Source organism: Corynebacterium pollutisoli (assembly GCF_900177745.1).
Lineage (GTDB): Bacteria > Actinomycetota > Actinomycetes > Mycobacteriales > Mycobacteriaceae > Corynebacterium > Corynebacterium pollutisoli.
In genome coordinates, this window is the sequence record NZ_FXAR01000008.1 from 87,803 (window position 1) to 111,387 (window position 23,585).

The 23,585-nt window shown below is 66.4% G+C and carries 24 protein-coding genes and 1 pseudogene; 15 read left to right on the forward strand and 10 right to left on the reverse strand.

What is annotated here, in order from left to right; genetic code table 11:
• Window positions 1–56: 56 nt before the first annotated feature.
• The gene (locus tag B9Y70_RS10705; protein WP_085550264.1) at window positions 57–656 is read left to right on the forward strand and encodes a vitamin K epoxide reductase family protein; all 600 of its coding nucleotides are present in this window, start codon (window positions 57–59) and stop codon (window positions 654–656) included.
• 64 nt (window positions 657–720) lie between these two features.
• Here the strand turns inward: B9Y70_RS10705 and B9Y70_RS10710 are convergent, their stop codons facing one another.
• On the reverse strand, window positions 721–1,992 hold the full coding sequence (locus B9Y70_RS10710; protein WP_085550265.1) for an O-acetylhomoserine aminocarboxypropyltransferase/cysteine synthase family protein: 1,272 nt from the start codon (window positions 1,990–1,992) through the stop codon (window positions 721–723).
• 169 nt (window positions 1,993–2,161) lie between these two features.
• Here B9Y70_RS10710 and B9Y70_RS10715 point away from each other — a divergent pair, with 169 nt between their 5' ends.
• From B9Y70_RS10715 to B9Y70_RS10725, 3 genes are all read left to right on the forward strand, one after another.
• Complete coding sequence (locus tag B9Y70_RS10715) at window positions 2,162–2,422, forward strand: hypothetical protein (protein ID WP_085550266.1); 261 nt, start codon at window positions 2,162–2,164, stop codon at window positions 2,420–2,422.
• Window positions 2,423–2,586: 164 nt separating this feature from the next.
• Entirely contained in the window at window positions 2,587–4,755 is a 2,169-nt protein-coding gene (locus tag B9Y70_RS10720) for an McrB family protein (RefSeq protein ID WP_085550267.1), read from the forward strand.
• A 5-nt stretch (window positions 4,756–4,760) separates the two neighbouring features.
• A complete protein-coding gene (locus B9Y70_RS10725; protein ID WP_085550268.1) occupies window positions 4,761–5,933 on the forward strand; it encodes an McrC family protein in 1,173 nt (390 codons plus the stop codon).
• Here B9Y70_RS10725 and B9Y70_RS10730 read toward each other — a convergent pair.
• Window positions 5,905–6,132, reverse strand: coding sequence for a nuclear transport factor 2 family protein (locus B9Y70_RS10730; RefSeq protein WP_205410445.1), 228 nt, complete (start codon window positions 6,130–6,132; stop codon window positions 5,905–5,907). The genes B9Y70_RS10725 and B9Y70_RS10730 overlap by 29 nt on opposite strands.
• On the reverse strand, window positions 6,129–7,877 hold the full coding sequence (locus tag B9Y70_RS10735; protein WP_085550270.1) for a SulP family inorganic anion transporter: 1,749 nt from the start codon (window positions 7,875–7,877) through the stop codon (window positions 6,129–6,131). The genes B9Y70_RS10730 and B9Y70_RS10735 overlap by 4 nt, the downstream gene beginning before the upstream one ends.
• A gap of 76 nt (window positions 7,878–7,953) precedes the next feature.
• Between B9Y70_RS10735 and B9Y70_RS10740 the strand changes: the two genes are divergently transcribed.
• The gene (locus B9Y70_RS10740; RefSeq protein WP_240309239.1) at window positions 7,954–8,604 is read left to right on the forward strand and encodes a DNA methyltransferase; all 651 of its coding nucleotides are present in this window, start codon (window positions 7,954–7,956) and stop codon (window positions 8,602–8,604) included.
• Between the two features lie 84 nt (window positions 8,605–8,688).
• Here B9Y70_RS10740 and B9Y70_RS13255 read toward each other — a convergent pair whose 3' ends face one another.
• Window positions 8,689–9,252 carry a hypothetical protein gene (locus B9Y70_RS13255; RefSeq protein ID WP_085550272.1) on the reverse strand — a complete coding sequence of 188 codons (564 nt, stop codon included), beginning with the start codon at window positions 9,250–9,252 and terminating at the stop codon, window positions 8,689–8,691.
• A 175-nt stretch (window positions 9,253–9,427) separates the two neighbouring features.
• Here B9Y70_RS13255 and B9Y70_RS10750 point away from each other — a divergent pair, with 175 nt between their 5' ends.
• Window positions 9,428–9,835, forward strand: a complete 408-nt coding sequence (locus B9Y70_RS10750; protein ID WP_085550273.1) for a hypothetical protein — start codon at window positions 9,428–9,430, stop codon at window positions 9,833–9,835.
• A 78-nt stretch (window positions 9,836–9,913) separates the two neighbouring features.
• Here the strand turns inward: B9Y70_RS10750 and B9Y70_RS10755 are convergent, their stop codons facing one another.
• The 4 genes and pseudogenes from B9Y70_RS10755 to B9Y70_RS10770 form a co-directional block, all read right to left on the reverse strand.
• Window positions 9,914–10,312, reverse strand: a complete 399-nt coding sequence (locus B9Y70_RS10755; protein ID WP_240309240.1) for an SMI1/KNR4 family protein — start codon at window positions 10,310–10,312, stop codon at window positions 9,914–9,916.
• 208 nt (window positions 10,313–10,520) lie between these two features.
• Window positions 10,521–10,850, reverse strand: coding sequence for an antibiotic biosynthesis monooxygenase (locus B9Y70_RS13175; RefSeq protein WP_205410448.1), 330 nt, complete (start codon window positions 10,848–10,850; stop codon window positions 10,521–10,523).
• A pseudogene (locus B9Y70_RS13180) lies at window positions 10,845–11,327 on the reverse strand (2'-5' RNA ligase family protein); the annotation flags it as partial. The pseudogene B9Y70_RS13180 and the gene B9Y70_RS13175, both read right to left, overlap by 6 nt.
• 14 nt (window positions 11,328–11,341) lie before the next feature.
• Window positions 11,342–11,782, reverse strand: coding sequence for a YtoQ family protein (locus B9Y70_RS10770; RefSeq protein ID WP_085550274.1), 441 nt, complete (start codon window positions 11,780–11,782; stop codon window positions 11,342–11,344).
• A 119-nt stretch (window positions 11,783–11,901) separates the two neighbouring features.
• On the opposite strand from B9Y70_RS10770, the gene B9Y70_RS10775 reads away from it, so the two are divergent.
• Window positions 11,902–12,915, forward strand: a complete 1,014-nt coding sequence (locus B9Y70_RS10775; protein WP_159449816.1) for a GNAT family N-acetyltransferase — start codon at window positions 11,902–11,904, stop codon at window positions 12,913–12,915.
• A gap of 88 nt (window positions 12,916–13,003) precedes the next feature.
• Here B9Y70_RS10775 and ychF read toward each other — a convergent pair whose 3' ends face one another.
• Window positions 13,004–14,089 carry a redox-regulated ATPase YchF gene (gene ychF, locus B9Y70_RS10780; protein WP_085550276.1) on the reverse strand — a complete coding sequence of 362 codons (1,086 nt, stop codon included), beginning with the start codon at window positions 14,087–14,089 and terminating at the stop codon, window positions 13,004–13,006.
• Between the two features lie 188 nt (window positions 14,090–14,277).
• On the opposite strand from ychF, the gene B9Y70_RS10785 reads away from it, so the two are divergent.
• From B9Y70_RS10785 to B9Y70_RS10810, 6 genes are all read left to right on the forward strand, one after another.
• Entirely contained in the window at window positions 14,278–15,918 is a 1,641-nt protein-coding gene (locus B9Y70_RS10785) for a sodium-dependent transporter (protein WP_085550277.1), read from the forward strand.
• On the forward strand, window positions 15,915–16,082 hold the full coding sequence (gene metS, locus B9Y70_RS10790) for a methionine/alanine import NSS transporter subunit MetS (RefSeq protein WP_085550278.1): 168 nt from the start codon (window positions 15,915–15,917) through the stop codon (window positions 16,080–16,082). The genes B9Y70_RS10785 and metS overlap by 4 nt, the downstream gene beginning before the upstream one ends.
• 27 nt (window positions 16,083–16,109) lie before the next feature.
• Window positions 16,110–17,588 carry an AI-2E family transporter gene (locus tag B9Y70_RS10795; RefSeq protein ID WP_085550279.1) on the forward strand — a complete coding sequence of 493 codons (1,479 nt, stop codon included), beginning with the start codon at window positions 16,110–16,112 and terminating at the stop codon, window positions 17,586–17,588.
• Window positions 17,589–17,623: 35 nt separating this feature from the next.
• A complete protein-coding gene (locus B9Y70_RS10800; protein ID WP_085550280.1) occupies window positions 17,624–18,688 on the forward strand; it encodes a DNA recombination protein RmuC in 1,065 nt (354 codons plus the stop codon).
• An 11-nt stretch (window positions 18,689–18,699) separates the two neighbouring features.
• On the forward strand, window positions 18,700–19,410 hold the full coding sequence (locus B9Y70_RS12670) for a DUF6542 domain-containing protein (RefSeq protein ID WP_143337619.1): 711 nt from the start codon (window positions 18,700–18,702) through the stop codon (window positions 19,408–19,410).
• Between the two features lie 92 nt (window positions 19,411–19,502).
• Entirely contained in the window at window positions 19,503–20,855 is a 1,353-nt protein-coding gene (locus B9Y70_RS10810) for a YkvI family membrane protein (RefSeq protein WP_085550282.1), read from the forward strand.
• Window positions 20,856–20,990: 135 nt separating this feature from the next.
• On the opposite strand, the gene B9Y70_RS10815 is transcribed toward B9Y70_RS10810, so the two are convergent.
• Window positions 20,991–21,944, reverse strand: coding sequence for a 4-hydroxy-3-methylbut-2-enyl diphosphate reductase (locus B9Y70_RS10815; protein ID WP_085550283.1), 954 nt, complete (start codon window positions 21,942–21,944; stop codon window positions 20,991–20,993).
• An 84-nt stretch (window positions 21,945–22,028) separates the two neighbouring features.
• Here B9Y70_RS10815 and xseA point away from each other — a divergent pair, with 84 nt between their 5' ends.
• Both xseA and B9Y70_RS10825 read left to right on the forward strand, forming a co-directional pair.
• Window positions 22,029–23,270 (forward strand): exodeoxyribonuclease VII large subunit, encoded by a 1,242-nt coding sequence (gene xseA, locus B9Y70_RS10820; RefSeq protein ID WP_085550284.1) that lies wholly within the window; start codon window positions 22,029–22,031, stop codon window positions 23,268–23,270.
• A gap of 10 nt (window positions 23,271–23,280) precedes the next feature.
• On the forward strand, window positions 23,281–23,535 hold the full coding sequence (locus tag B9Y70_RS10825) for an exodeoxyribonuclease VII small subunit (protein ID WP_085550285.1): 255 nt from the start codon (window positions 23,281–23,283) through the stop codon (window positions 23,533–23,535).
• The last annotated feature ends 50 nt before the right edge of the window (window positions 23,536–23,585 follow it).

Genomic DNA, 23,585 nt, shown 5'->3' on the forward strand with positions numbered 1-23,585 from the left:
GGGGTATCTTCGAGTCCGTTCCCGTTCCCGCTCCCGTTAAGGAAAATGATTCGCACATGACGACCTCGGTTCTGACCAAGCTCACCACCCCGGCCGCCACCGTCGATAAGCCACGCCCCCTGGCCAACCGACTCATCTGGGCCTTCTTCGGCGTCGCCGTGATGGGCTGGACCGCCAGCGCCATCCTCTCCGCCATCCACTTCTGGGTCCTGCCCATCCCCGAGGGCGTGCCCACCCGCGGCCCCATGGCCGTCATGATGAGCGACTGGTCCTACGTCGGCCCGATCCCGCTGGCCACCATCGGCGCGTTCTACTACATCGGCATGATGGCCGCATCGGCGCTGTGGCTGTTCACCAAGAGCGAGCTCCTGGAGAAGCTGCTCCTGCCCGTCACCGCCATCGGTGTCGCCCTGTCCGCCTGGTTCGTCTACCTGCAGCTGTTCGTCATCGGCGAGATCTGCCCGTTCTGCATGGTGTCCGCGGCCGCGACCACCCTGCTCTTCCTCCTCGAACTGACCGTCAAGAAGATCGGCGGCGCCCGCACCGCACCGGTGGTCAACCCGGCCATCGCCGCCCCGATCATGATCGCGATCCCGCTGGTCATGGCCGTCGGCGCGATGTTCTCCCTCACGGTTCTGCCGCTGCCGGAGTTCTAGACACCGCTCATCGACGCCGTCCCGGTCCCTCATGTGGGACCGGGGCGGCGTCGATAAGCGGGCTTTAGGCCTGGGACTTCTCCAGGGCCTGCTCGATGTCGGCGATGATGTCGTCGACGTTCTCCAGGCCGACGGAGATACGCACCAGGCCGGGGGTGATGCCGACGGACGGCAGCTGCTCGTCCGGCACCTGGCGGTGGGTGGTGGACGCCGGGTGGAGGACGCAGGAGCGGGCGTCGGCGACGTGCACCTGGCGGGAGACCAGCTCGAGGGCGTCCATGAACTTCACGCCGGCCTCGCGGCCGCCCTTGATGTCGATGCACAGGACGCCGGAGTTGCCGGACAGGTACTTCTTGGCCAGCTCGTGGTACGGGGAGGACTCGAGGCCGGGGTAGCGGACGTCGGCAAGCACGTCGTCGCGGCCAGCCAGGTACTCGGCGACCTTCTGGGCGTTCTCGCAGTGGCGCTGCATGCGCACGTCGAGGCTCTCCAGGGAGAGGTTGAGCATGAACGCGGAGTGGGCGGCCGGGTAGGCGCCGAAGTCGCGCTGCAGCTGCATGCGGGCCTTGATGATGAACGGCGCGACGGCGTAGTCCTTTGTGTAGACGACGCCGTGGTAGGACTCGTCCGGCTCGGTGAAGCCGGGGAACTTGCCGTTGGTGTAGTCGAACTTGCCGGCGTCGACGATCATGCCGCCGACCTGCACGGCGTGGCCGTCGAGGTACTTGGAGGTGGAGTGGATGACCACGTCGGCACCGTGCTCGATCGGGCGGCACAGCATCGGGGTGGCGAAGGTGGAGTCGATGATGAGCGGCACGCCCTGGTCGTGGGCGATGCGCGCGAACTTCTCGATGTCCAGCACGCTCATCGCCGGGTTACCGATGGTCTCACCGAACAGCGCCTTGGTGTTCGGCTTGAACGCGGCCGCGATCTCCTCCTCGGAGGCGTTCTGGTCGACGTAGATGACCTCGATGCCGAAACGCTTGAGGGTGGTGTGGAAGAGATTGAGGGTGCCGCCGTAGATCTCGGAGGAGGCCACGAACGAGTCGCCGGCGGAGCACACGTTCATGATGGACAGCGCGGTCGCGGCCTGCCCGGAGGAGGTCGCCATCGCCGCGGCACCACCCTCGAGCTCCGCGATCTTCGACTCGACGGCCATGACGGTCGGGTTCGCGAAACGCGAGTAGATCAGCGCGTGGGTCGGCTCATCGAAGACGGCCGCGATGTCCTCGGAGGAGTCGAAGGTGTAGGTCGTGGACTGCACGATCGGCACCTGGCGGGGGTCCTTGTTGCCCGGGACGTAGCCGGCGTGGATGAGTTTGGTCTGGTTGTGCATGGTGAGGCAGACACCTTTCGGAGGCGACAGATTTCCTGAATGTAAACCTACCCCGGGGGGTTTGGCCCCGCGCCCCCGGTCCGCTCTTTGATCCACGTCAAGGAGATCGCCGCCGCCGCTTCCTAATCTCAGAGATGTCAGACAGAGCAAGATTGAAAGGAAGAACATCATGAACCACGCACTCGCCCAGGCGGTCCGGCTGGCCCCGGTCGTCGAGAAGGTCCACGGCGCCCACCACCCGGAGCTCACCCGCGTCCGCGAACTCACCCAGGCACTGGCCGACACCACCGACGACGCCCGCATCGACGGGTACTACGCGGAACTGCGCGCCGTCACCGACAACTACACCGTCCCGGAAGACGCCTGCGAAGGCTTCACCAGCCACTACCGGGCGCTGCAGGAATCGGAGCAGTTCTGGCAGAACCGGTGATCTACGGATCCATATAAAACAGAGCGTCCTTCCTCCAAATTGGGGTGGAGGATGCTTCTATCCATTCGGAGTCCCACACGCGCATTCTCTGTCACAATGAGAAGAGAAAAGAAACTTCTTACCCAACGTAACCGGTGGGTCTTACGGGCCACCCGGAGGCACGCATGCAGGATCTGACGAATCTCCCCGACCTGGAGCTCAACTTCATCCGTCGCTGGCACACGGCACATATCCGAGAATTCGAGAATTCACCCCCCACGGACCTCGGATGGCGGGCCCGCAACATCGGCCCGCACGCGCAGACCGGTCGGCGGCTTCTCGACACCCTGAAGATCGATCGCGACCTCTCCGCATTTCAGGCCGATAGTGACCGGTGGTCGAGAAGCTTCGCCTCGGGCTTTGCAGGCTTCGCCGGGCAGATGACGATCAATCAGATCAACAAACGGACCACGGATCCCGAAGAAGCCGTCAGGGTTCTCAGCGATTCGCTCACGACACCCACCGATCTGGAGGATGCGCGCAACAAGATCAACTCCCTCGCCGAGTTTCTTGAACCCCTGAAGGTGCCCGCAGCTCGTGCGCCTTTTGTGGCCTCATATTTCTGGGCGCTGGACAATCCTGACATATGGCCAGTGGCCTGGACAATGTCAATTAGATACCTGCCCTATGTCACGGGGAGAAACGACTTCGACGATGAGGGAGCAAAATACGCCGACCTGTACCGGCTTGCCAAGGACATAGACGGCGACATTCTCCGGTTTGAGGAGATAGCCGCCTGGTGGTTCAACGAGCAGCCAGTCGTCATCGATACTGTCCTTTGTGACCGCGCGCTCCTACGCGAAGAAAACCAGCTGGGCAGTGAAGATCCCGAACTCTACCGTGAGAACGCTCAAATGCTCGTCGCCGTGGCAGATCACATAGGTAAAGCGCTGTCAACGGATGTCGCGTCCGCCGCAGGACGTGTCCTCGAAATCAAAAAGCCTTCTGTGAAGTGGACCAGAACCAGGTACCGCGGGGATATGTGGGTCGACTGGCGGGTACCCGGGACCTACGGTCTCGCGCTACGGGTCTGGATCAACCGGCGGGGCATGTCGATCGGTCTGCGTCCCTACCTTCATTCCGAGGCTGGTGCCACCCAGGGGATGGTGGAAATCATCGAGCACAACCCGGTAGCTGGCTACGACGTCATCGCGGGCGGCAGATCGCAGATCGGGACCGACAAGGGTTACGTCGGTGGAGGATCCGGCGAGGTCATTTACGGCCGCTGGTTCGATCGCTCGGAGTTCGACACACTGGACCTCGCGGCGGAAGTGCTGAAGACCGCGGCCGACGTAGCTCCCCTCATGGCGATGTTGGGCGGTGCACCTGAACCGGCCTGCTCCGAGAGCCCAACGGATAGAGACGACGACACGCCCCCCGAAGCGGAGGCCGACCTTCTCGACGACCTGGCGGAGGAGCTTCTCGTCGACCGGGAGTTCCTGGACGAAATCATCGAACTTCTCGAGGACAAAGGTCAGGTCATCTTCTACGGCCCTCCGGGTACGGGTAAGACGTACTTCGCTCGTAAGCTGGCGGAGGCGTTGGTCGCCGATCCGGGGAACCGCCCGATCGTGCAGTTCCATCCGTCCACCACTTACGAGGACTTCTTCGAGGGTTACCGCCCGGCGACCAATGACGAAGGACAACTGAGTTACCACCTCAAGCCCGGCCCCCTGGCACAACTGGCGGAGAGGGCCCACCGGTCACCTGAGGAACGCCACATCATGATCATCGACGAGATCAATCGTGCGAACCTTCCGAAGGTCCTCGGCGAACTCCTCTTCCTTCTCGAGTACCGGGGTACCCCGGTAAGTACCCTCTACCGCCCGGACGAGCCGTTCGCGCTTCCGGAGAATCTGTGGTTCATCGGCACGATGAACACTGCCGACCGTTCCATCGCGCTTATAGACGCCGCACTGCGTCGCCGTTTCCATTTCGTTCCGTTCTTCCCCAATCTGGGTCACATGAGCAAAATGCTCGACCGCTGGCTGGAACGAGAGGAAGAGAAACCGTGGGTCGGAGAGCTCGTACGACAGGTGAATGAAGAGCTGGAACTGGAACTCGGCGGCCCCCATCTGCAGCTCGGTGCCAGCCACTTCATGAAACCCGGCATCGACAAACCATCCCTGCGCCGGATCTGGAAGTACAACATCGAGCCCTTCATCGAAGATCAGTTCTTCGGCGATCCGGAACGCATCGAGAAATTCCGATTCCAGGCGGTCTGGGAGCGCTTCGAGGACGTCGCCGGCGACATCACCGGGATCGATGGGCCGGACTCCCCACCGGTCGATTGAAACGCATGCCTGTCCTTTTCGAATACGGTTCGATCGAGCTGGATCTGAGCCGCCACCAGGCTGCGTCGCTCCATAAGACCGGCTACGTCGACGTCTCGCCGGTTGACACCGGCCGGTGGAGGATCACCGCTTCCTCGCACGTCGGGTCGCTTGTGATGGGCGACCTCGAGATTCTCATCCGCCCGAAGATCAACCCGGAGAATCTCTTCCTGCTCCTGGAGCCCGGGCTGCCGAGAAGCGCGTGGCGCAAGGAGGCATTCGAGTACGGATCTTCCTCCGACCTGCTCCCCGCGGTCGTCTCCTTTTTCGCTCGCTCCGCGGAAACCACCCTCGGTCGCGGACTCCTCCGGTCCTACCAGAGGCGGGACGAATCCCTGCTGGCGTTGCGCGGTCGAATGGACGTCGTGCGACAGTTCAGACAGGCCGGGCTGGTCACGCCGGTGGCCTGCACCTACGACGACTTCACGGAGGACATTCCGGAGAATCAGATCCTCAAGGCAGCGGTGCGGGCTGCATCCCGGGTCCCCCGGCTCCGTCCGGAGGTCAGGCATCGGCTCATGCGTCAGCTCATCGCATTGGAGTCCGTCACCGATACACCTGTGGAGTCATCAGCAGTGGACGCTCTCCACTGGAACCGTCTCAACGAGCACTACAGACCCACTCTCCGGTTGGCACGCCTGATCCTGGCGAACCTGACGCTCACGGACACCCCGGGGTCCACGTCCGCATCCTCTTTCATGGTCGACATGAACGATCTTTTCCAGAGATTCATGACGGAGCGGTTGCGCCGTGCGCTCCGGGGGCGGCTCGACGTCATCTCGGAACCGACCGTCCACCTGGGACATGGACGAGCCATCGCAATGAATCCGGACCTGGTGTTCCAGGCGCCAGGAGGACCAGTGCGTCACGTCGGCGACCTGAAATACAAGATCTCCTCCGGCGCCCGTGCCCGCAGCGCCGACTATTACCAGCTGCTCGCCTACATCACTGCTCTGGATCTGCAGACCGGCACGCTCATCTACTGCGGTTCCGAACACCACAGGTCCGTCCAGATCAGACACTCGGACAAGAAGCTGGTTGTTCAGACCATTGATCTGACTACGGACCCGGACCAGGTGGAACAGCAGATGGCAGATCTGGCTCAGTCGATCATCGACCGCTCGAGTGCCGTCGGCTGACGATCCCACCGGTCGTCTCCCCGGCAAGCAGGTCGAGGATGGACTCCCTGTCCCATCGCGTCCCGGAGGCCCCGATCTCCCCGAACTCCGGAGACAGGATCTCGCGCAGGCGTCCCCTGTCACTCCGGGTCGTACCGTCCTGCAGTTCGGCCTCCAGGTGAAGGACCGCCTCCACCTCGGCCCGGCACTGACCGCTCACGGCTCCACCACTTCCTTCGGCACCCCGTCGGGCCAACGGCCGTGGCGGGCCTGGTAGCGGTTGGCGTAGGCGCGGACGGCGGTGGGCAGGGTCTCGAAGATGTAGTCCTCACCCACCCGCTCGATGAAACCGGTGGGTTCGAGGCGTCGGTAAAGATCCTGCTTGACGCGCGCCATGGCGAACTTGATGCCGCGCCGTTGCAGTTGGGCGCGCAGCTCATCGAGCGCGTCGACGGCGGTGAGGTCGATCTCCGTGTTGGCTTCGGCGTTGAGGAGGAACCACTGGACGGGGGTGTCGGACTCCGCGACAGCCTGCAGCGAGTGCTGCACGAAGTCGTTGGCGTTGGCGAAGAAGATGGGGGCGTCGTAGCGGAAGACCAGCAGGCCGTCGACGGGGCGGGCGTTCTCGTAGTCGTCGAGGCTGTGCATGCCCGGCACACCCGGGGCGTAGCCGAGGACGTCGGCGTAGGGGCGGGTGATGCGGCGCAGCAGGTCGAGGATCGACAGGACGATGGCGAAACCGATGCCGGCCAGCACGCCGAAGATGACCACGGCCGCGGCAGTGGACAGGGTGATCACCAGCTCGCTCGTGCGGAAACGGGCGATGCGGATGATCTCCGGGATGTCGATGAGCCTCGTGGCGGCATAGATGACCAGGGCCCCGAGCGCGGCGTCCGGGAAGGACTCCAGGACCGGGCCGGCGAACATGAGCACCATGACGACCAGCGCGATGACCACCAGGGCGTGGACCTGGGTGCGGGAGCCGGCGGCGTCGCCAAGCACGGTACGGGAACCGGAGGACGACACGGGGAAACCCTGCACGAAACCGTTCGCCACGTTCGCGGCACCGAGCGCCAGGAGTTCCTGGTTGGAGTCGATGACCTCCCCGTTCCCCGAGGCGAAGGCGCGACCGGTGAGGATGTTGTCGGAGAAGCCGACGATCGCGATACCGGCGGCATAGGGCAGGATCACCCACACATCGACGAGGGTGAAATCGGGGACACGGAACGCGGGCAACCCCTGCGGCACCTCACCGATCACCGCGATTCCGTAACTGCGCAGGCTGAAGATCGACACGACCGCCGCCGCACCGAGCAGCACGAGCAGGGAACCCGGCAGCTTCGGGGCGATCCACGCCGCCACGTAGAGGAGAACGAGGACACCGAGCGCAAGCAGGGCCGTCGGGATGTGCGCGTGCTCGAGCTTGCCGACGAAATCCACCACCTCCCGCCACGTGCTGTCACCCTCCACGTGCAGCTTGGTCACCTTGCCCAGCTGGCTGACGATCATGAGCACCGCGATGCCGATGAGGTAGCCGATGAGCACCGGGCGCGACAGCAGGGTGGTGACGAAACCCAGGCGCGCCAAGAACGCCCCGATGCAGACCACACCGACCGCGATGGCCAGCAGCGCCGCGACCTCGGCGTAGTACTCGGGCCCGCCCGCCGCGCTGAGCAGCGCACCGACACCGGCCGCGGTCATCAGCGCCGTCGTCGACTCCGGGCCGATCGACAGCTTCCGTGATGTGCCGAGGAAGAAGTAGATGGCCATCGGCGCGAGGACCGCCCACAGGCCGACCACCGCGGGCAGCCCGGCGATGACGGCGTATGCCATGACCTGCGGCACCAGGTACGCGGCCACGGTGACACCCGCGACGACATCCCCGCTGAGCCACGAGCGCTCATACCGCTTCAGCGCGCCTATGCCGGGCAGAAACCGCTCCCACACTGGCCTGTCACTGGTCATGACATTGACGGTACTCCCCGCCGCCACATGTGGGAACACTTATCGACGCCCCCGCACCCCGACTACACTCCCAGACATGTCTCCCCTGGTTACGCGGTTGTTCGCCACCCACGACCAGTTCGTCGCCACCCGCCCGCCCGGCGCGGACGAGGACGTCCACATGATCCCCGCGATCGTCGACCACGTCATCTCCACACTCAGCGCCCCCGGCGACCTCGTCCTGGATCCTTTCGCCGGCTTCGGCACCACCCTGGCGCGCGCCGTGGCGTCGGGCCGTCGCGCTGCCGGCGTCGAACTACTCCCCGAGCGCGTCGCCCACATCCGCCGCGCGGTACCGTCCGCGTCGACCCTCGAGGGCGATGCCCGCTCCCTCTCCCTGCTTATCGACGCCCCCGTCCACCTCATCCTCTCCTCCCCGCCGTACATGACGATCACCCACCACGAGGCGGATCCCCTCACCGCCTACGAGCACGACGGTGGCGATTACGCGCGCTACCTGCGCGAACTCGGGTTGGTGGCGGCGCAGTGCGCGGAGCTGCTGGTGCCCGGCGGGCACCTCGTGTGGAACGTCGCCGACATCCTCCACGAGGGTGACCACACCCCGCTCATCGACGACTGCGTCCGGGTCCTCTCCTCCCATCTCGAGCAGGTGGGCGTCGTCGAGATCTCGTGGGACCGCCTCCCGCACGACCTGACGCGGGACGCGCTGCTGGTGTTCAGGCGGTAAAGAATCCCGCCAAGCCCCATTTCCGACGCTTCGGAGGGGCCCAAAAAGTATGCTTTGCCGCGTGAGACGATCCGGCCGGGCTGCTCACTGCGTGATGCCCGCGTCTCCTTCGAGTGCCGGCACATCGAGACGCCGCTTCCAGTAGACCCAGGGGAACCATCCGGATCCGGCACGCTGCCAGCCGTCACGTTCCATCCGGGCCGGATCCGTGGGAAAGGTCGTGCGGTGATGCTCCCACTGGAATTCATCGCGCTCGACGGCGTGAAACAGCGGGCCGTTGCCGACGCTGTGCCATCCGTAACGCCCCACACGGTTCAGCTCGCCGATCTCGTTGAAGGCCGTGAGACCGAAGAAGCGCCGCTGATCCGGGCCCGCATTGTCCTCGGCCCTGGCCTTTCCGAAGCGTTGCTGTGCGGCCTGTCGGCTGATCTGGAGGGCCGATCCGATGGACTCCCAGCTCACGTCCGCGGCGCGTGCGGCGAGGACCGCCTCCATGAGGATGTCCGTGGTTTCGCTGTCGGCTTCTTTCGCCCGGACGATCAGCTCACGCCACGCGGCCGGATCCTCCAGCAGTCGGTCGGACAGCCCGGCGTCTGAGCCGAAAATCAGCTCCCTGAGCTGGTTCCGGGATTCTTTGTCGAGGGACATTGTTCTCTCCTTCCACCTATGTCAACCATCTATTGACAGCCTATCGCCGCCGGATGAAAGTGTCAACGATTCATTGACACTTCTGGGGATCCGTGAACGGTAGCCGCGCCCCACCCACAGCGTGAGGTTCATCGGAGTCACAAGGCACCGACACCACTCGCCTCAAGGAGTAGTCATGGGACTTTTCGACCAGTTCAAGCAGGCCCTCATCCGCGACAACATCAAGCGCGGTTTCGACGGTGCCCTCCACAGCGCACAGGACATCGCCTCCAACCCGACGAACATCCTCCAGAACCACAACGTCCTGCAGAACTACGGCCGCGAGATGCAGCGTATTCAGCAGGTGGGTATCCGCGGATCCGGTGTCATCAGGTCGGTCTCCCCCGCCGGTGAGTCCGTCGCCGTCGGCGGCAACGATTGGGTGGACATCGAGATGGACATGACCCTGCCCGGTCGGGAGCCCTACCTGGCCACCACGCGAATCATGATGCCGCGTACCACCGCCGACATGTACGCCCCCGGCAGCCGACACAACGTCGCCGTCGACCCGGCCGACCCGAACAACTTCGCCTTCGCAGAATAAGGCCGGGCTCGGCCCGATGGCCGCATCCCGCTCATAGGGTTAGGTTCACTGGAGCAGGAAGCACCGACACCACTCAAGTCAAGGAGTAGTCATGGGAGTTTTCGAGCGGTTCAAGCAGGTCCTCACCCGGACAACAACATCCGACAGGTGTTCATCACCGGGCAGAAACAGCAGAGCGTTGCCCTCCTGGTCATCCCCGATGGCGATGGCCTCAGGCGGGAAACCCGCCCACTCACGCCAGGCTGCGGTCTCCTTGACCACATGGTTCGCGGTCCTGCCGATACGCTTGCGGTCAGAACCGTCGAACACCGGATGGAGGATGAAAAAGCCATCCTCCGGATCCGCCGCGTCGAAAACCTCGCCACCGTTGTCGGCGAGGAGGCGACGTCGATAAGCAGCGGGGAAGGAACACCCGAGAGCCTCCTCGGCGGCGCGGACGCAGGACTCATCAGCAGGAAAGGCCATGCCGGAAGCCATGTACCCGGATGATGTCGCCGCCGTACAACTGAGTTCAATCCCCGCGGCCACCTGACCCGACTCGGCCGTCGGGAGCACCTCGAAGTGCAGGCACCCGGGCCCCTACAACGCGGCGTGCGCTGCCGTCAGCTCCTTGGCGCGGCGTGAGGCCTCATCCAACGCACGGAGGTACAGCCAGGCCACCCTCGGCAGGCAGGTGGAGGATTGGTTAGGGAGCGCCCTCGAACCTGGCGGACTTCTCCACTGTGTAACTCCGCTCGATCCCCGCGGTGACCTGCCCCCATTCACTGTGCTCCACCCGCCGTTGGTGCGCGCCGAAGGCCGCGCCGTCGACGAAGCGCTCCTCCACCGTCCATACCCGGCCCCCGGGTGTCGGAAGCACCTCGAAATACAGGCACCCGGGTTCCGCCCGGGTCAGCTCGATGTGCCGGGGCAGGTGGCGTTCCACAATCTCGGCCTCTTCGTTCGACGCGCAGATCAGTTCCCCTGCCAGACGTACCTCGCGGCTGTCGTACCCGTCCCCGGCGAGGCTCGTCAGCTGCCGGACGCGCGGCCTCCACAGCGCGGCGCGTGCACCGGTGAGCTCCTTGACGTGGCGAGAGGCCTCATCCAACGCACAGAGGTAGTCGGGGACGATCTCCCGCGGCAGACGCAGCCCCATCGTCAGGTGCGGGGTCCACCGGGGACCCCGACCGTCAGGGTTTCGCTCGCTGATCTGCCGGGCGGCGATCTCCAGCTCGTCGGTGGTTTCCAGCAGCCAGGCCACCGTCTGCTTGCGCTTCGTGCCGAACACGACGGTGCCCACCCGCTCGAAACGCGCGGGGATGAGCGACGGGAGCAGCTCGGTGGCCAACGCGACCGGCTCCTCCGGCATGTGCGGCGCGAACGTGATCGTGATGTGCGGAGTCTGCTGCTGGAGCGGGAACCCCCGCTCCTCCAGGCGGGCGAAAACCTCCCGTACCTGCTGCTCCTCCTGCTCGGGCAGGTGGAGCAGGATGTTGTCGGGCGAGGCCATCGTCTCCTCGGGGCCTAGGCCTTGAGGACGTAGCGCAGGATCTCGACGACCTGGTCGGTGGTCTGGCACCAGGCCTGGGCCGCCGCGTCGACCTCCTTGAGGGGGTGGACGATGTCGGCGTCGTGAAGCGTGACGTACGGCTTGCTCAGCGCGGCGCAGTAGCCGGCGTCGAAGGCGGCGTTCCACTGCTTGTACTCGCTGCCGAAACGCACGACGACCATGTCGGCCTCCTCGATGAGGGTGCGCGTGCGGATCGAGTTGACCTTGGAGGACTGGTGATCGCGCCAGAACTGGCTGTCCGTCTCACCCAGGTGGTCACCCGCCGCATCGCTGGCCGGATGATCGGTCACCGGGGCGGTGAAGACCACGTCCAGGCCGGCTGCCTCGGCGCCGCGCTGGATCTCCTCGCGCCAGTCGGTGTGGATCTCGCCGGACAGGTAGACGTTGAAAGACATCGCTTACTCCTCCTTGGTGGGTGTGCGGCACGCGGCCGCTCTTCACTGCTGCACCATACCCGGAGTGCGACTGCCCCGACACGCCCCCACGGCCACCGGCCATGTGGCACATTTACATCATGAAGCAGAGTGTCGATTGGAGGATCCGACCCGGGAGGAGCACCGACGGCGTCGGTGAGCCGCCCAGCCCCCGTGGTTTCACGTTCATCTGTGATGCCGGACGTCCGGTGGGACGTGCCTGCGTCCTGGAGTCCGACGGCTTCTTCCACCTGGTGGACCTGGCGGTGGACCCCGACTGGCGCCGCCGCGGCATCGGCCGCGCACTGGTCTCCGCCGTGGAGTCCGAGGTGATCTCCCGGGGAGCCACCGCACTCACTCTGCTCACCGGGGAGGCCGGCTTCTTCTCCCGGCTCGGCTACGAGAAGGAGTGCCTCCCGGTGGCCCTGCGCTGGTTGGCCACCCCGGAACTCCAGGCGATGAGCCGCCCACTGGCCGACCCGGTGGTCCCCCGCCCCGCCGTGAGCGTCATCCCGCTTCGCGACGGCCCCTCCGGCCTCGAGGTCTTCGCCCAACACCGCGTGGGCACCATGGACTTCGCGGCCGGGGCCGTCGTATTCCCCGGCGGGCGGATCGACCCGCCGGACCACGAGCAACGTCTGGAGCTCCCACCCCACCTGGTCGACGCGTGGTCCTCCACCGCACTACCTCCCGCCGAGGTTCTGGTGGCGGCCGGGATCCGCGAGGTCGCGGAGGAATGCGACGTGCTGCTCTCCCCCACGGACCTGATCCCCTGGGACAACTGGGTCACCCCACCCGGCGGACGACGGCGTTTCGACGTGGCGTTCTTCCTCACCCACGTCCGCGACGAGGACGCACCCCGCTGGGCGAACTCCTCCACCGAGTCCCTCCGTTCCTCGTGGGATCGGGTCACCACTCTGCTTGCCGACGAAAGCGCGGGCCGCATCCGACTGCTTCCCCCGACGCTGGCCCTGCTCACGGAACTCGCGGAGTTCACCAGTGCCGCCGACGCGTTGACGCACGCGCCGCCCATCGTCCCCGTTCTCGACGACTCAGCGGTGCGGCCGCGCCCCGCCGGTGGACTTTCACCCTCACTGAGTACGCGTCAACACTGACTTTTCGGGCCCAACGGTAGGGGTATAAGTGCAAACAAGAAGGGCGGCCCCGGATGACTCCGGAACCGCCCCCTCCAGGCAACGAGACTTAAACGTTGAACTTGAACTCCACCACGTCGCCGTCGACCATGACGTAGTCCTTGCCCTCCTGGCGGACCTTGCCCTGAGCCTTGGCCTCGGCCATGGAGCCGGCGGCGTCGAGATCCGCGAAGGAGACGATCTCGGCCTTGATGAAGCCGCGCTCGAAGTCGGTGTGGATGACGCCGGCGGCCTGCGGGGCGGTGTCGCCCTTGCGGATGGTCCAGGCGCGGGACTCCTTCGGCCCGGCGGTGAGGTAGGTCTGCAGTCCGAGGGTGTCGAAGCCGGCGCGGGCCAGGGAGTGCAGGCCCGGCTCGTCCTGGCCGACGGCCTCGAGCAGCTCGGCCGCCTCGTCCTCGTCGAGCTCGAGGAGCTCGGTCTCGGTCTGGGCGTCGAGGAAGACGCAGTCGGCGGGCGCGACGAGGGCGGCCAGCTCGGCCTTGCGCGCGTCGTCGGTGAGCACCTCCTCGTCGGAGTTGAAGACATAGAGGAAGGGCTTGGCGGTCATGAGGTGCAGGTCGCGGATGAGTGCGAGGTCGAGCTCGCCGTTCTTCGCCGCGGAGAACAGCGTGCGGTCATCCTCGAGCACGGCCTGGGCCTTCTTGACCTCGGCGACGACGTCGGCAAGCGACTTGTCCTTCTTGGCGTCCTTCTCCAGGCGCGGCAGGGCCTTCTCGACGGTCTGCAGGTCGGCGAGGATGAGCTCGGTGTTGATGACGGAGATGTCCGAGGACGGGTCGACCTCACCGTCGACGTGGATGACGTTCTCGTCGGAGAACGCGCGGACGACCTGACAGATGGCGTCGGCCTCACGGATGTTGGCGAGGAAGGCGTTGCCCATGCCCTCACCCTCGGACGCGCCCTTGACGATGCCGGCGATGTCGACGAAGGACACCGTCGCCGGCAGGATGCGCTCGGAGCCGAAGATCTCGGCGAGGCGCCCCAGGCGGGCGTCGGGAAGCTCGACGAGGCCGACGTTGGGCTCGATGGTGGCGAACGGGTAGTTCGCGGCCAGAACATCGTTGCGGGTCAGGGCGTTGAAGAGGGTGGACTTGCCGACGTTGGGCAGACCGACGATTCCAAGTGTAAGGCTCACGGGCGTTGATCCTAGCAGCCTGCGCATTTCCCCAGATACTCAGCGCGGGCCCCAGGTTGTGCCACCATCCTCCCAGCGGTATATGATCGGGCCACTTCCTCGTTATACCCGTCACACCCTGGACGATTTCCCGGCCTAACCACAGGCGTTCCGTACAACTGCACACCCCTACCCCGACAGGTACACACATGTCTTCCACCACCTCGCAGCCCGCCAAGGGCTCCGTGCAGGGTGAGCGGCGTGAGATCTTCTCCTCCCGCTGGGCATTCTTGCTCGCCGCGATCGGCTCGGCCGTCGGCCTCGGCAACATCTGGCGCTTCCCCTACGTCGCATACGACAACGGTGGCGGCGCCTTCCTGCTCCCCTACCTCATCGCCCTGCTGACGGCGGGTATCCCGCTGCTCTTTCTCGACTACGCCCTGGGTCACCGCTACCGCGGTTCCGCCCCGCTGACGTTCCGTCGCATCAAATCCTGGGCCGAGCCGGTCGGCTGGATCCAGGTCGGTGTCTCCTTCTTCATCACGATCTACTACGCCGCGATCATCGGCTGGGCCGCCCTCTACGCCATCAAGTCCTTCAACAAGGCGTGGGGCAACGACCCGAACGAGTACTTCTTCGGCGAGTTCCTCCAGATGGACGCCACCACCAACTTCTCCACGGACTTCGTGCCACAGATCGCGCTGGCTCTGGCCGCCGTGTGGATCGCCGCGATCGTCGTGCTGGCGATTGGCGTGGACAAGGGCATCGGCAAAGTGGCCAAGTTCTTCATCCCGCTGCTGACCGTGCTGTTCATCATCGTGGTTGTCCAGGCCCTCATGTTGCCGGGTGCCGCCACCGGCCTCGACGCGCTGTTCACCCCGGACTGGGGCGCGCTGGCCAACGGCACCGTGTGGATCGCCGCCTACGGGCAGATCTTCTTCTCCCTGTCCGTGAGCTTCGGCATCATGCTCACCTACTCGTCCTACCTGCGCCCCCGCACCAACCTCACGGGCACCGGCCTGACCACCGCCTTCGCGAACTCCTCCTTTGAGGTCCTCGCCGGCGTCGGTGTCTTCGCCGCCCTGGGTTTCATGGCCGTGCAGCAGTCGGTCGCCGTCGACGAGGTCGCCACCTCCGGCATCGGCCTGGCGTTCGTCGCCTTCCCGGCGATCATCAACGAGATGGCCTTCGGCCCGATCTTCGGCTTCCTGTTCTTCGCCTCCCTCACCATCGCGGGCTTCACCTCCCTGTTCTCCCTCCTGGAGGTCGTGGTCTCGGCGGTCAAGGACAAGCTCAACCTGCCGCGTAAGGTCGTCGCGATCGGCATCGGCACCTTCATGGCGCTGATCTCCCTGGCGCTGTTCTCCACCACGTCCGGCCTCATGGCCCTGGACATCATGGACAAGTTCACCAACAACATCGGCATCGTGGCCGTCGCGCTCATCGCCGTGATCATCCTCGACTGGATCCTGCGCCGCATCGAGGAGTTCTCGCTGCACCTCAACGCCGTGTCGTCCTTCAAGGTGGGCACCCTGTGGCGCATCTTCGTGGTCAACGTCACCACCCTGGTCCTGGGCTTCACCCTCGCACAGGAGCTGATCTCCCTGGTGCAGGAGCCGTACGGCGGCTACACCACCACCCAGGTGGCCATCTACGGCTGGGCTGTGCTGGCGCTCATCCTCATCAACGCCCTGGTGTTCTCCCTGGTCCCGTGGCGCGGCAACCTGCGTCTCGACGGCCCGCCCGGCTCCGACTTCGGTGTCGACCCGGAGGTGCGCCGTGAGCTCCACGAGCCCCGCAAGTACGGCACACCTGCCGTCCCCGTCAACGAGGAAGGAACAGTCCGATGAGCGGTATCGCGATCATGATGATGGTTCTGTTCATGGTGGTCATCTGGGGCGGCTTCATCGCCAGCGCCCTCCACCTGCGCAGCCACCCGGATGATGTCTCCGGTGCCCTGGGCACCGCGGATCACGCCCGCGACGAGCACCTTGCCGCGCAGGAGATCCACTAGCACCACCCGGCGGGGTGTTGAGGCAATATGGAGGCTGTGACTGACCAGCCCCACCTCCACCCTGATCCGGACGACACCGGCTCCTCCCGCCCGGAAGGATCCCGCGCTTTCAGCAGCCTGGATCTGGACGAGCAGGAGGAGCTCGGTGGTTACGGGGACCAGATCGACCGCTCCGTGGTCATGTCGGAGTGGCTCAAGTCCTTCGCCATGTGGGCTCTGCGGATGCTCATCATCGCGGTGTTCCTCTACGTCGCCTGGTTCCTGCTCAAGCAGGTCGGCACGGGCGTGCTGCCGGTGGCGTTCGCCATCATCGTGTGCACCGTCCTGGCCCCGCCCACCACGTGGATGCGGCGGAAGGGCCTGCCCCCGGCGTTGGCGGCGCTCATCTCGATGCTGGCGTTCTTCGGATTCTTCGGCACCCTCATCTGGTTCATCGCCCCGGACATCGCCCGGCAGTCCCAGATCCTCTACCTGCAGACCCTGGAGGGCGTGCAGCGTCTCCAGCTGTGGGCGCAGGGGCCGCCGCTCAACGTCGACGGCGAGGACCTCTCCCAGCTCATCAACGACGCGGCGAGCTGGGTCCAGGACCAGGCCGGCACCATCGCCGGCGGCATCGTCTCCGGCGTGGGCACCGCGACGACGGTGATGTTCACGCTGTTCGTGGTCATCGTCCTGACGTTCTTCTTCCTCAAGGACGGCCACCGTTTCCTGCCGTGGACCCGTACGGTCTCCGGCCGCCGCATCGGCTGGCACCTCACCGAGAGCCTCACCCGCGGCTGGACCACGCTCGGCGGCTTCATCCGTGCGCAGGCGATCGTCTCACTCGTCGACGCCATCTTCATCGGCCTCGGGCTCGTCATCGTCGGTGTCCCCATGGCGCTGGCGCTGGCCGTCATCACGTTCATCGCCGGTTTCATCCCGCTCATCGGCGCCGTCGTCGCCGGCGCGCTGGCGGTGCTGGTGGCGCTGGTCTCCCTCGGCGTCACCCAGGCGCTCATCGTGCTGGGAATCGTCATCGCCGTGCAGCAGCTGGAGGGCAACATCCTCTCCCCGTGGCTGCAGTCGAAGGCCATGAACCTGCACCCGGTGATCGTGCTCGTCTCCGTCACCATCGGCGGCGGTCTCTTCGGTCTCATCGGCTCCTTCCTCGCCGTCCCCTTCGTCGCGATGATCGCGGTCGCCTTCCGCTACCTCATGGACATGATGGCGCTGCGCTCCGGTGAGAAGCTCTCCGAGGACATCGAGTGGGTCACCCCGGAGGGTGAACTCAACGGCCGCCTCTCGGAGGAGGAGGGGCGTCTGCTGCGTGAGCGGTGGCGCGAGTCCATCGTCTACGTCGACGGGCCCCGCCGCCCGGAGACCCCGGGAGCCCCGGAGTCCCCGGAGACGGATCTCGACGTCGGCGACGACACCCCCACCACCTCCACCTCGGGTGCCGACATCGGCCGGGTCCGCCTCAGCAGCCGCCGCATCGAAAAACTGTTCGGACGTGTCGGGCGTCCCTGACGTCTCATGTCGGGGGCGTGTGACACAGTGGGCGCATGAGTTCCGCCCTGCCCGTCCTTCTCGTCGGTGTTCTGCTCGGCGCCGTTCTCGGCTGGCTCGCCCACGCTTATCGACGTCCCCGTGATCCCTCCCCCACCGTCGACCCGGGAATCGTCCGCCTCGAGGAGGCGGTGAGCACCATCGGCGGTCAGCTCCGGGAACTGGAGCAGGACCGGGCGGTGAACAACGCCGCCCTGGCCAGTCAGATCCAGGCCATGACGCGTACCTCCACCCGGCTGACGGACCGCACCGACCAGCTGGTCACCGCCCTGCGGTCCCCGCAGGTCCGCGGTCGCTGGGGGGAGATCCAGCTGGAGCGGGTCGTCGAGCTCGGCGGCATGGTCCGCCACTGTGACTTCGAATCGCAGGTGACCGCCCGCCTGGGTGGCACGCTGGTGCGCCCCGATCTGGTGGTCAATCTCGCCGGCGGGCGTCGCATCATCGTCGACGCCAAGGTGCCCTTCGCCTCCTACCTCGACGCCCTCGACTCGCAGGATCCGGAGGAGCACGCCGGATACCTGCGTCGCCACGCACACCTGCTGCGCACGCACGTCACGCAGCTGTCCGCCAAGGAATACATCGACGCCTTCGACCCCACCCCCGAGTTCGTCGTCCTCTTCGTCCCGGCGGACCCCTTCCTCGACGCGGCGCTGGGCGTCGATCCCGAGCTCCTCGAGTACGCCTTCTCCCGCAACATCGTCATCGCCACGCCCACCACCCTGTTCGCCCTGCTGCGCACCGTGGCCCTCGGCTGGCGGCAGGAGGACATCTCGGACAAGGCGCGGGACATCCAGCGCCTCGGCCGGGAGCTCTACACCCGCCTGGGCACCATGGGCGACCACTACAACCGCATCGGCCGCCATCTGGAGAAGACGATCGAGGCCTACAACGCCACGCTCGGCTCCCTCGACTCCCGGGTGATGGTCACGGCGCGTCGCCTCGCGGACATGGACGTCCCCGCCCGCACCGACCGCCGTCCTACCGACCTCGATCAGGTGACTTCCCGGCCGCGCCACCCCGCCACGCCTATCGACGAACGGTTTCGGGAGGACACGGGCTAGACTTGGTCCCCGTGTCCACCACCAGCCATCGGAGCCCCAGCCGCTCACGTGTCCGCAGCGGCGGACTGCCGACCTGGTCCGGCATCGCCATCGTCCTCGCCGCCCTCGTCACCGGCCTGCTGCTGAGCATCAACGCGCAGGCCGTCGGCGTGCCCTACCTGCTGTGTTTCGGTGTGGCCGCAATCGTCGTGGCAGTGTTCACCGAGGTGCGTGGACTCTTTCTCACGGTGGCGTCCATCCCGTTGCTCTTCGGCATCATGACGGTGCTGTCCGCGTGGGTGGTCACCCGCTCGCAGGCCTCCGAGGGCACCCCCGCGTTCTCGACGACGACGATCGTCACCGCCCTCTTCCCCCTGGCGCAGTTCTTCCCGGCCCTGCTGGCGGTCTCCGCCCTGGCCGCCGCCATCGCCCTGTTCCGCGTGTGGATGTCCCGCCGTTCCGGCCGCGCCGCCGAGAAGCAGGCCATCGCCCACCGCCGCCGCGCCGCCGAGGCGGACCGTCGTAACCGCGACGCCGCCACCCGCGCCCGCCGCCGCACCAATCAGGTGACCGTGGAGGAGCTGCTGGCCCGCAACCGGAACCGCGAGCGTCCGGCGGAACGCCGGACCGAGGCACCGCGGCCGGAGGTGCCGCGCCGCGCGCAGGCACCGCGACGTCGAGAAGCACAAGCACCCCAGCCGGAGCGCCGTCGGCGGCGTCTCGACGACGACCTCTACAGCTGACACTCCTCCCATGCCCGGTCGCGCATGACTTCCGGGGGCAAGTGGCGTTTACTTGATAGGTAGCCACTTTATCTTCAAGAGTGTTTTCTTTCATGTTCAAAAAGACGTTGGCCTTCTCGATGGCCTTCATCGGCCTCATCGTCGGCGCGGGATTCGCGTCCGGCCAGGAGGCGCTGCAGTACTTCGTCGCCTTCGGCACGGACGGCATCTGGGGTGCGGTCCTAGCCTCGGTGTTCATGACCATCACCGGCATCGCGGTCCTCCAGCTGGGCAGTTACTACCAGGCGACGGAGCACACCGCCGTGCTGGGGCGGATCTCCAGCCGGGTGACGTCGTGGATCCTCGACATCGCGACCGTCATCACCCTGTTCTGCATCGGCTTCGTCATGTTCGCCGGCGGCGGTGCCAACCTGCAGCAGCAGTTCGGCCTGCCCACGTGGATCGGCGCCACGATCATGCTCGTGCTCGTGCTGCTCACGGGCATGCTCGACGTGGACAAGGTCTCCACCGTCATCGGCGCGATCACCCCGTTCGTCATCGTCTTCATCGTCGGCGCCACCGTGTGGACCCTGGTCACCTCCAACCCCGACTGGACCACCCTCGACCTGGCGTCCAGCGCGGTGGTGACCTCCCTGCCCAACTGGTGGCTCGCGGCCCTCAACTACGTCGGACTGTCCATCATGACGGCGGTGTCCATGGCCATCGTCATCGGCGGTGCCAACCTGGACACCCGCGCCGCCGGCCTCGGCGGGCTCATCGGCGGGTTCTTCTTCCTGCTCATGCTCATGCTGCTCGTGGTCGCGCTGTTCGTCTCCGTGAGCACCGTCGGACAGGAGGACATGCCGGTCCTGGCGCTCATCAACGGCATCCACCCGGTGCTCGGTGTCATCATGACCTTCGTGGTGTTCGGCATGATCTTCAACACCGCCATCGGCATGTTCTACGCCCTGGGCAAGCGCCTCACCCGCGGTAATCCGGCCCGCTTCCGCCCCGTGTTCATCGTCGCCTGCCTCATCGGCTTCGGCCTCAGCTTCTTCGGCTTCCGCGACCTCGTCTCCTACGTGTACCCGGTGCTCGGATACATGGGCATCCTCATGCTCGTCGTCATCTCGGTCGCGTGGATCCGCGGCCGCGAGAAGGTGAGCACCGAGGGCAGGCGCCGCCTGCGCGCCCGCGTGCTGCTGGCCCGCAAGCTCGACCCGCGCAAGCGCTACACCCGCAAGAATCAGCGGGAGCTGCAGCGCCTGGTCAAGGAGTCCAACGTGCCGGACAAGAAGTTCATCGAGGCGCTCGAGGAGGACATGACCTCCGAGCTGCTGGCCGACGACGAGATCGACTACGACCCCGAGGATCCGCCCGTCAACCTCGTCTACGTCGAGCACACCAAGCCCGTCGGGCCGGACGAGCAGCCGGCAGCGGAGGCACCGGAGGCGAGGCCGGAGTAACCCTGCCTTCCCCTCGGGGCTCGGGGCTCGGTGACATCCCCTCGCGAGGGTTGCTTGCCGACGCCCCCGGGCCCGGTATCACCGCGATCCCGAGGGCACGATCGCGAGCCCCGAGCCCCGAGCCCCGAGTTCCCCCTAGGTACGTGCCGGACGCAGCACCCGGGGCAGGGCGAAGACGATGGTCTCGGCCGCGGTGGTGACCTCCTCGACGTCGCCGTAGCCGCGCTCGGCGAGGTAGGTCAGGACGTCCTGCACGAGGATCTCCGGGACGGAGGCACCGGAGGAGATGCCGATGGTGTCGACGCCCTCGAGCCAGGCGTCGTCGATCTGGTGCGCGAAGTCGATGAGGTGGCCGGCGTCGGCACCCGCCTCCAGGGCGACCTCGACGAGGCGCTTGGAGTTCGAGGAGTTCTGCGAACCGACGACGATCATGAGGTCGCACTTCGGGGCGATGGCCTTGACGGCGACCTGGCGGTTCTGGGTGGCGTAGCAGATGTCGTCGGACGGGGGATCCTGCAGATCCGGGAAACGGCGCTTGAGCGCGGCGACGATCTCCAGGGTCTCGTCCACCGACAGGGTGGTCTGGGACAGCCAGATGAGCGGCTGGTCGGCGGGGAAATCAGGGAGCTTGTCGACGCCCTCCACGCCGTCGACGAGATGCGTGTGGCCGGGGGCCTCACCCATGGTGCCCTCTACCTCCTCGTGGCCCTCGTGGCCGATGAAGAGGATCTGGTAGCCGTCGCGGACGAAGCGCTTGACCTCGTTGTGCACCTTGGTCACCAGCGGGCAGGTGGCGTCGAGGGTCTGCAGGTTGAGGCGGGAGGCCTCCTCGTGGACGGCCGGGGACACACCGTGGGCGGAGAACACCAGGTGGGCGCCCTCGGGGACCTCGTCGGTCTCATCGACGAAGATGGCGCCACGGTCGGCGAGGGAGTCGACGACGTAGCGGTTGTGCACGATCTCCTTGCGCACGTAGACGGGGGCGCCGTACTTTTCCAGGGCCTTCTCGACGGTCTCGACCGCCCGGTCCACGCCCGCGCAGTAGCCGCGGGGGGCGGCGAGGAGGATCTTCTTAGCTGCTTCGCTCATGGCCCCCACCCTAACCAACGGCGGCGGTTAAGCATAGACTGGGGACTCGTCGCTGTCCGGGGATCGCATTGTCAGGAGTGTCACATGACGGGTGGGAAGTCCACGTCCGAGGCCCCGTGGCCGGTACGCCGGCTCAACGCCGAGGTCAAGGGGTGGATCCAGCGCCTGGGGTCGGTATGGGTCGAGGGGCAGCTCACGCAGGTCAACGTCAAACCGACGTGGAAGTTGTCCTATCTCACACTGCGGGACACGGAGTCGGAGACCTCGGTGCAGCTCACCGCCTCCACCTCACTCATCCAGGGCCTGGCGTCGCCGCTGCGCGACGGCGACCGGGTCGTCGTCCACGGCCGCCCCGCATTCTACGAGGGGCGCGGCTCCTTCTCCCTGTGGGTGACGGAGCTGCGCCCGGTGGGCATCGGCGAGCTGCTGGCGCGCATCGAACGGCTGCGGAACCAGCTGGCGCAGGAGGGTCTGTTTGACCCCGCCCGGAAGAGGCCTTTGCCCTACCTGCCGCGCCGCGTGGGACTCATCACCGGCCGCGGGTCGGCCGCCGAACGCGACGTACTCTCGGTGGCGAAGGACCGCTGGCCGGCGGTGGACTTCCGCGTCATCAACACGCCCGTCCAGGGTGCGACGGCGGTGCCGGAGATCATTACCGCCCTCCGGCAGCTTGACGACGACCCGTCCGTCGACGTCATCATCATCGCCCGCGGCGGCGGGTCCGTCGAGGATCTGCTCCCCTTCTCCGAGGAGGCGCTGCAGCGCGCCGTGGCGGCGGCGGTGACCCCGGTGGTCTCCGCGATCGGCCACGAGCCGGACAACCCGGTGCTCGACAACGTCGCCGACCTGCGGGCCGCCACCCCGACCGACGCCGCCAAGCGGGTGGTCCCCGACGTCGCCGAGGAGCGCGCCCTCCTCGGGGAGGCGCGGTCCCGGATGGCGGCGGCCCTGCGTGGGTGGGTGCAGCGGGAACGGCAGGGGCTGGCGTCGATACGCTCGCGCCCGGTGCTCGCGGATCCGATGACCCCGATCACGCAGCGCCGCGACGAGGTGGCCCGGGCGGTGGCGCTCATCCGCCGCGACGTGCAGTATCTGCTGCAGACCGAGACTGCGCAGGTGGCCGCACTGCGCGCGCAGGTCTCGGCACTGGGTCCGTCGGCGACCCTGGCCCGCGGCTACTCGGTGGTGCAGGTCGTCCCCCGCGACGGCACCCCGCCGGAAGTGGTCATGAGCATCAGCCAGGCCCCGCCCGGCAGCCAGCTGCGCATCCGCGTGGCGGACGGATCGATCACCGCGGCCGGCATGGCCGCCACCCACGCAGACTAAGGAGACATTCATGAACGACAACGTGGTCGGCAGCGGTGAGGCGGGTCAGGACGCCTTCCCCGACGTGCACACCCTCAGCTACGAGCAGGCCCGCAACGAGCTCATCGAGACCGTGAAGATCCTCGAGCTCGGCCAGATGGGTCTCGACGAATCGCTGAAGTACTGGGAGCGGGGCGAGGCCCTGGCCCGGCGCTGCGAGGAGCATCTCGACGGTGCCGCCCGCCGCGTCGAGGATGCCTTGGGAAAGGCTGAGAACAACTCTTAGGTGTTGCGGGTCACACCGGTTGGTGCGAAACTCCATCGATAATAGTTTCG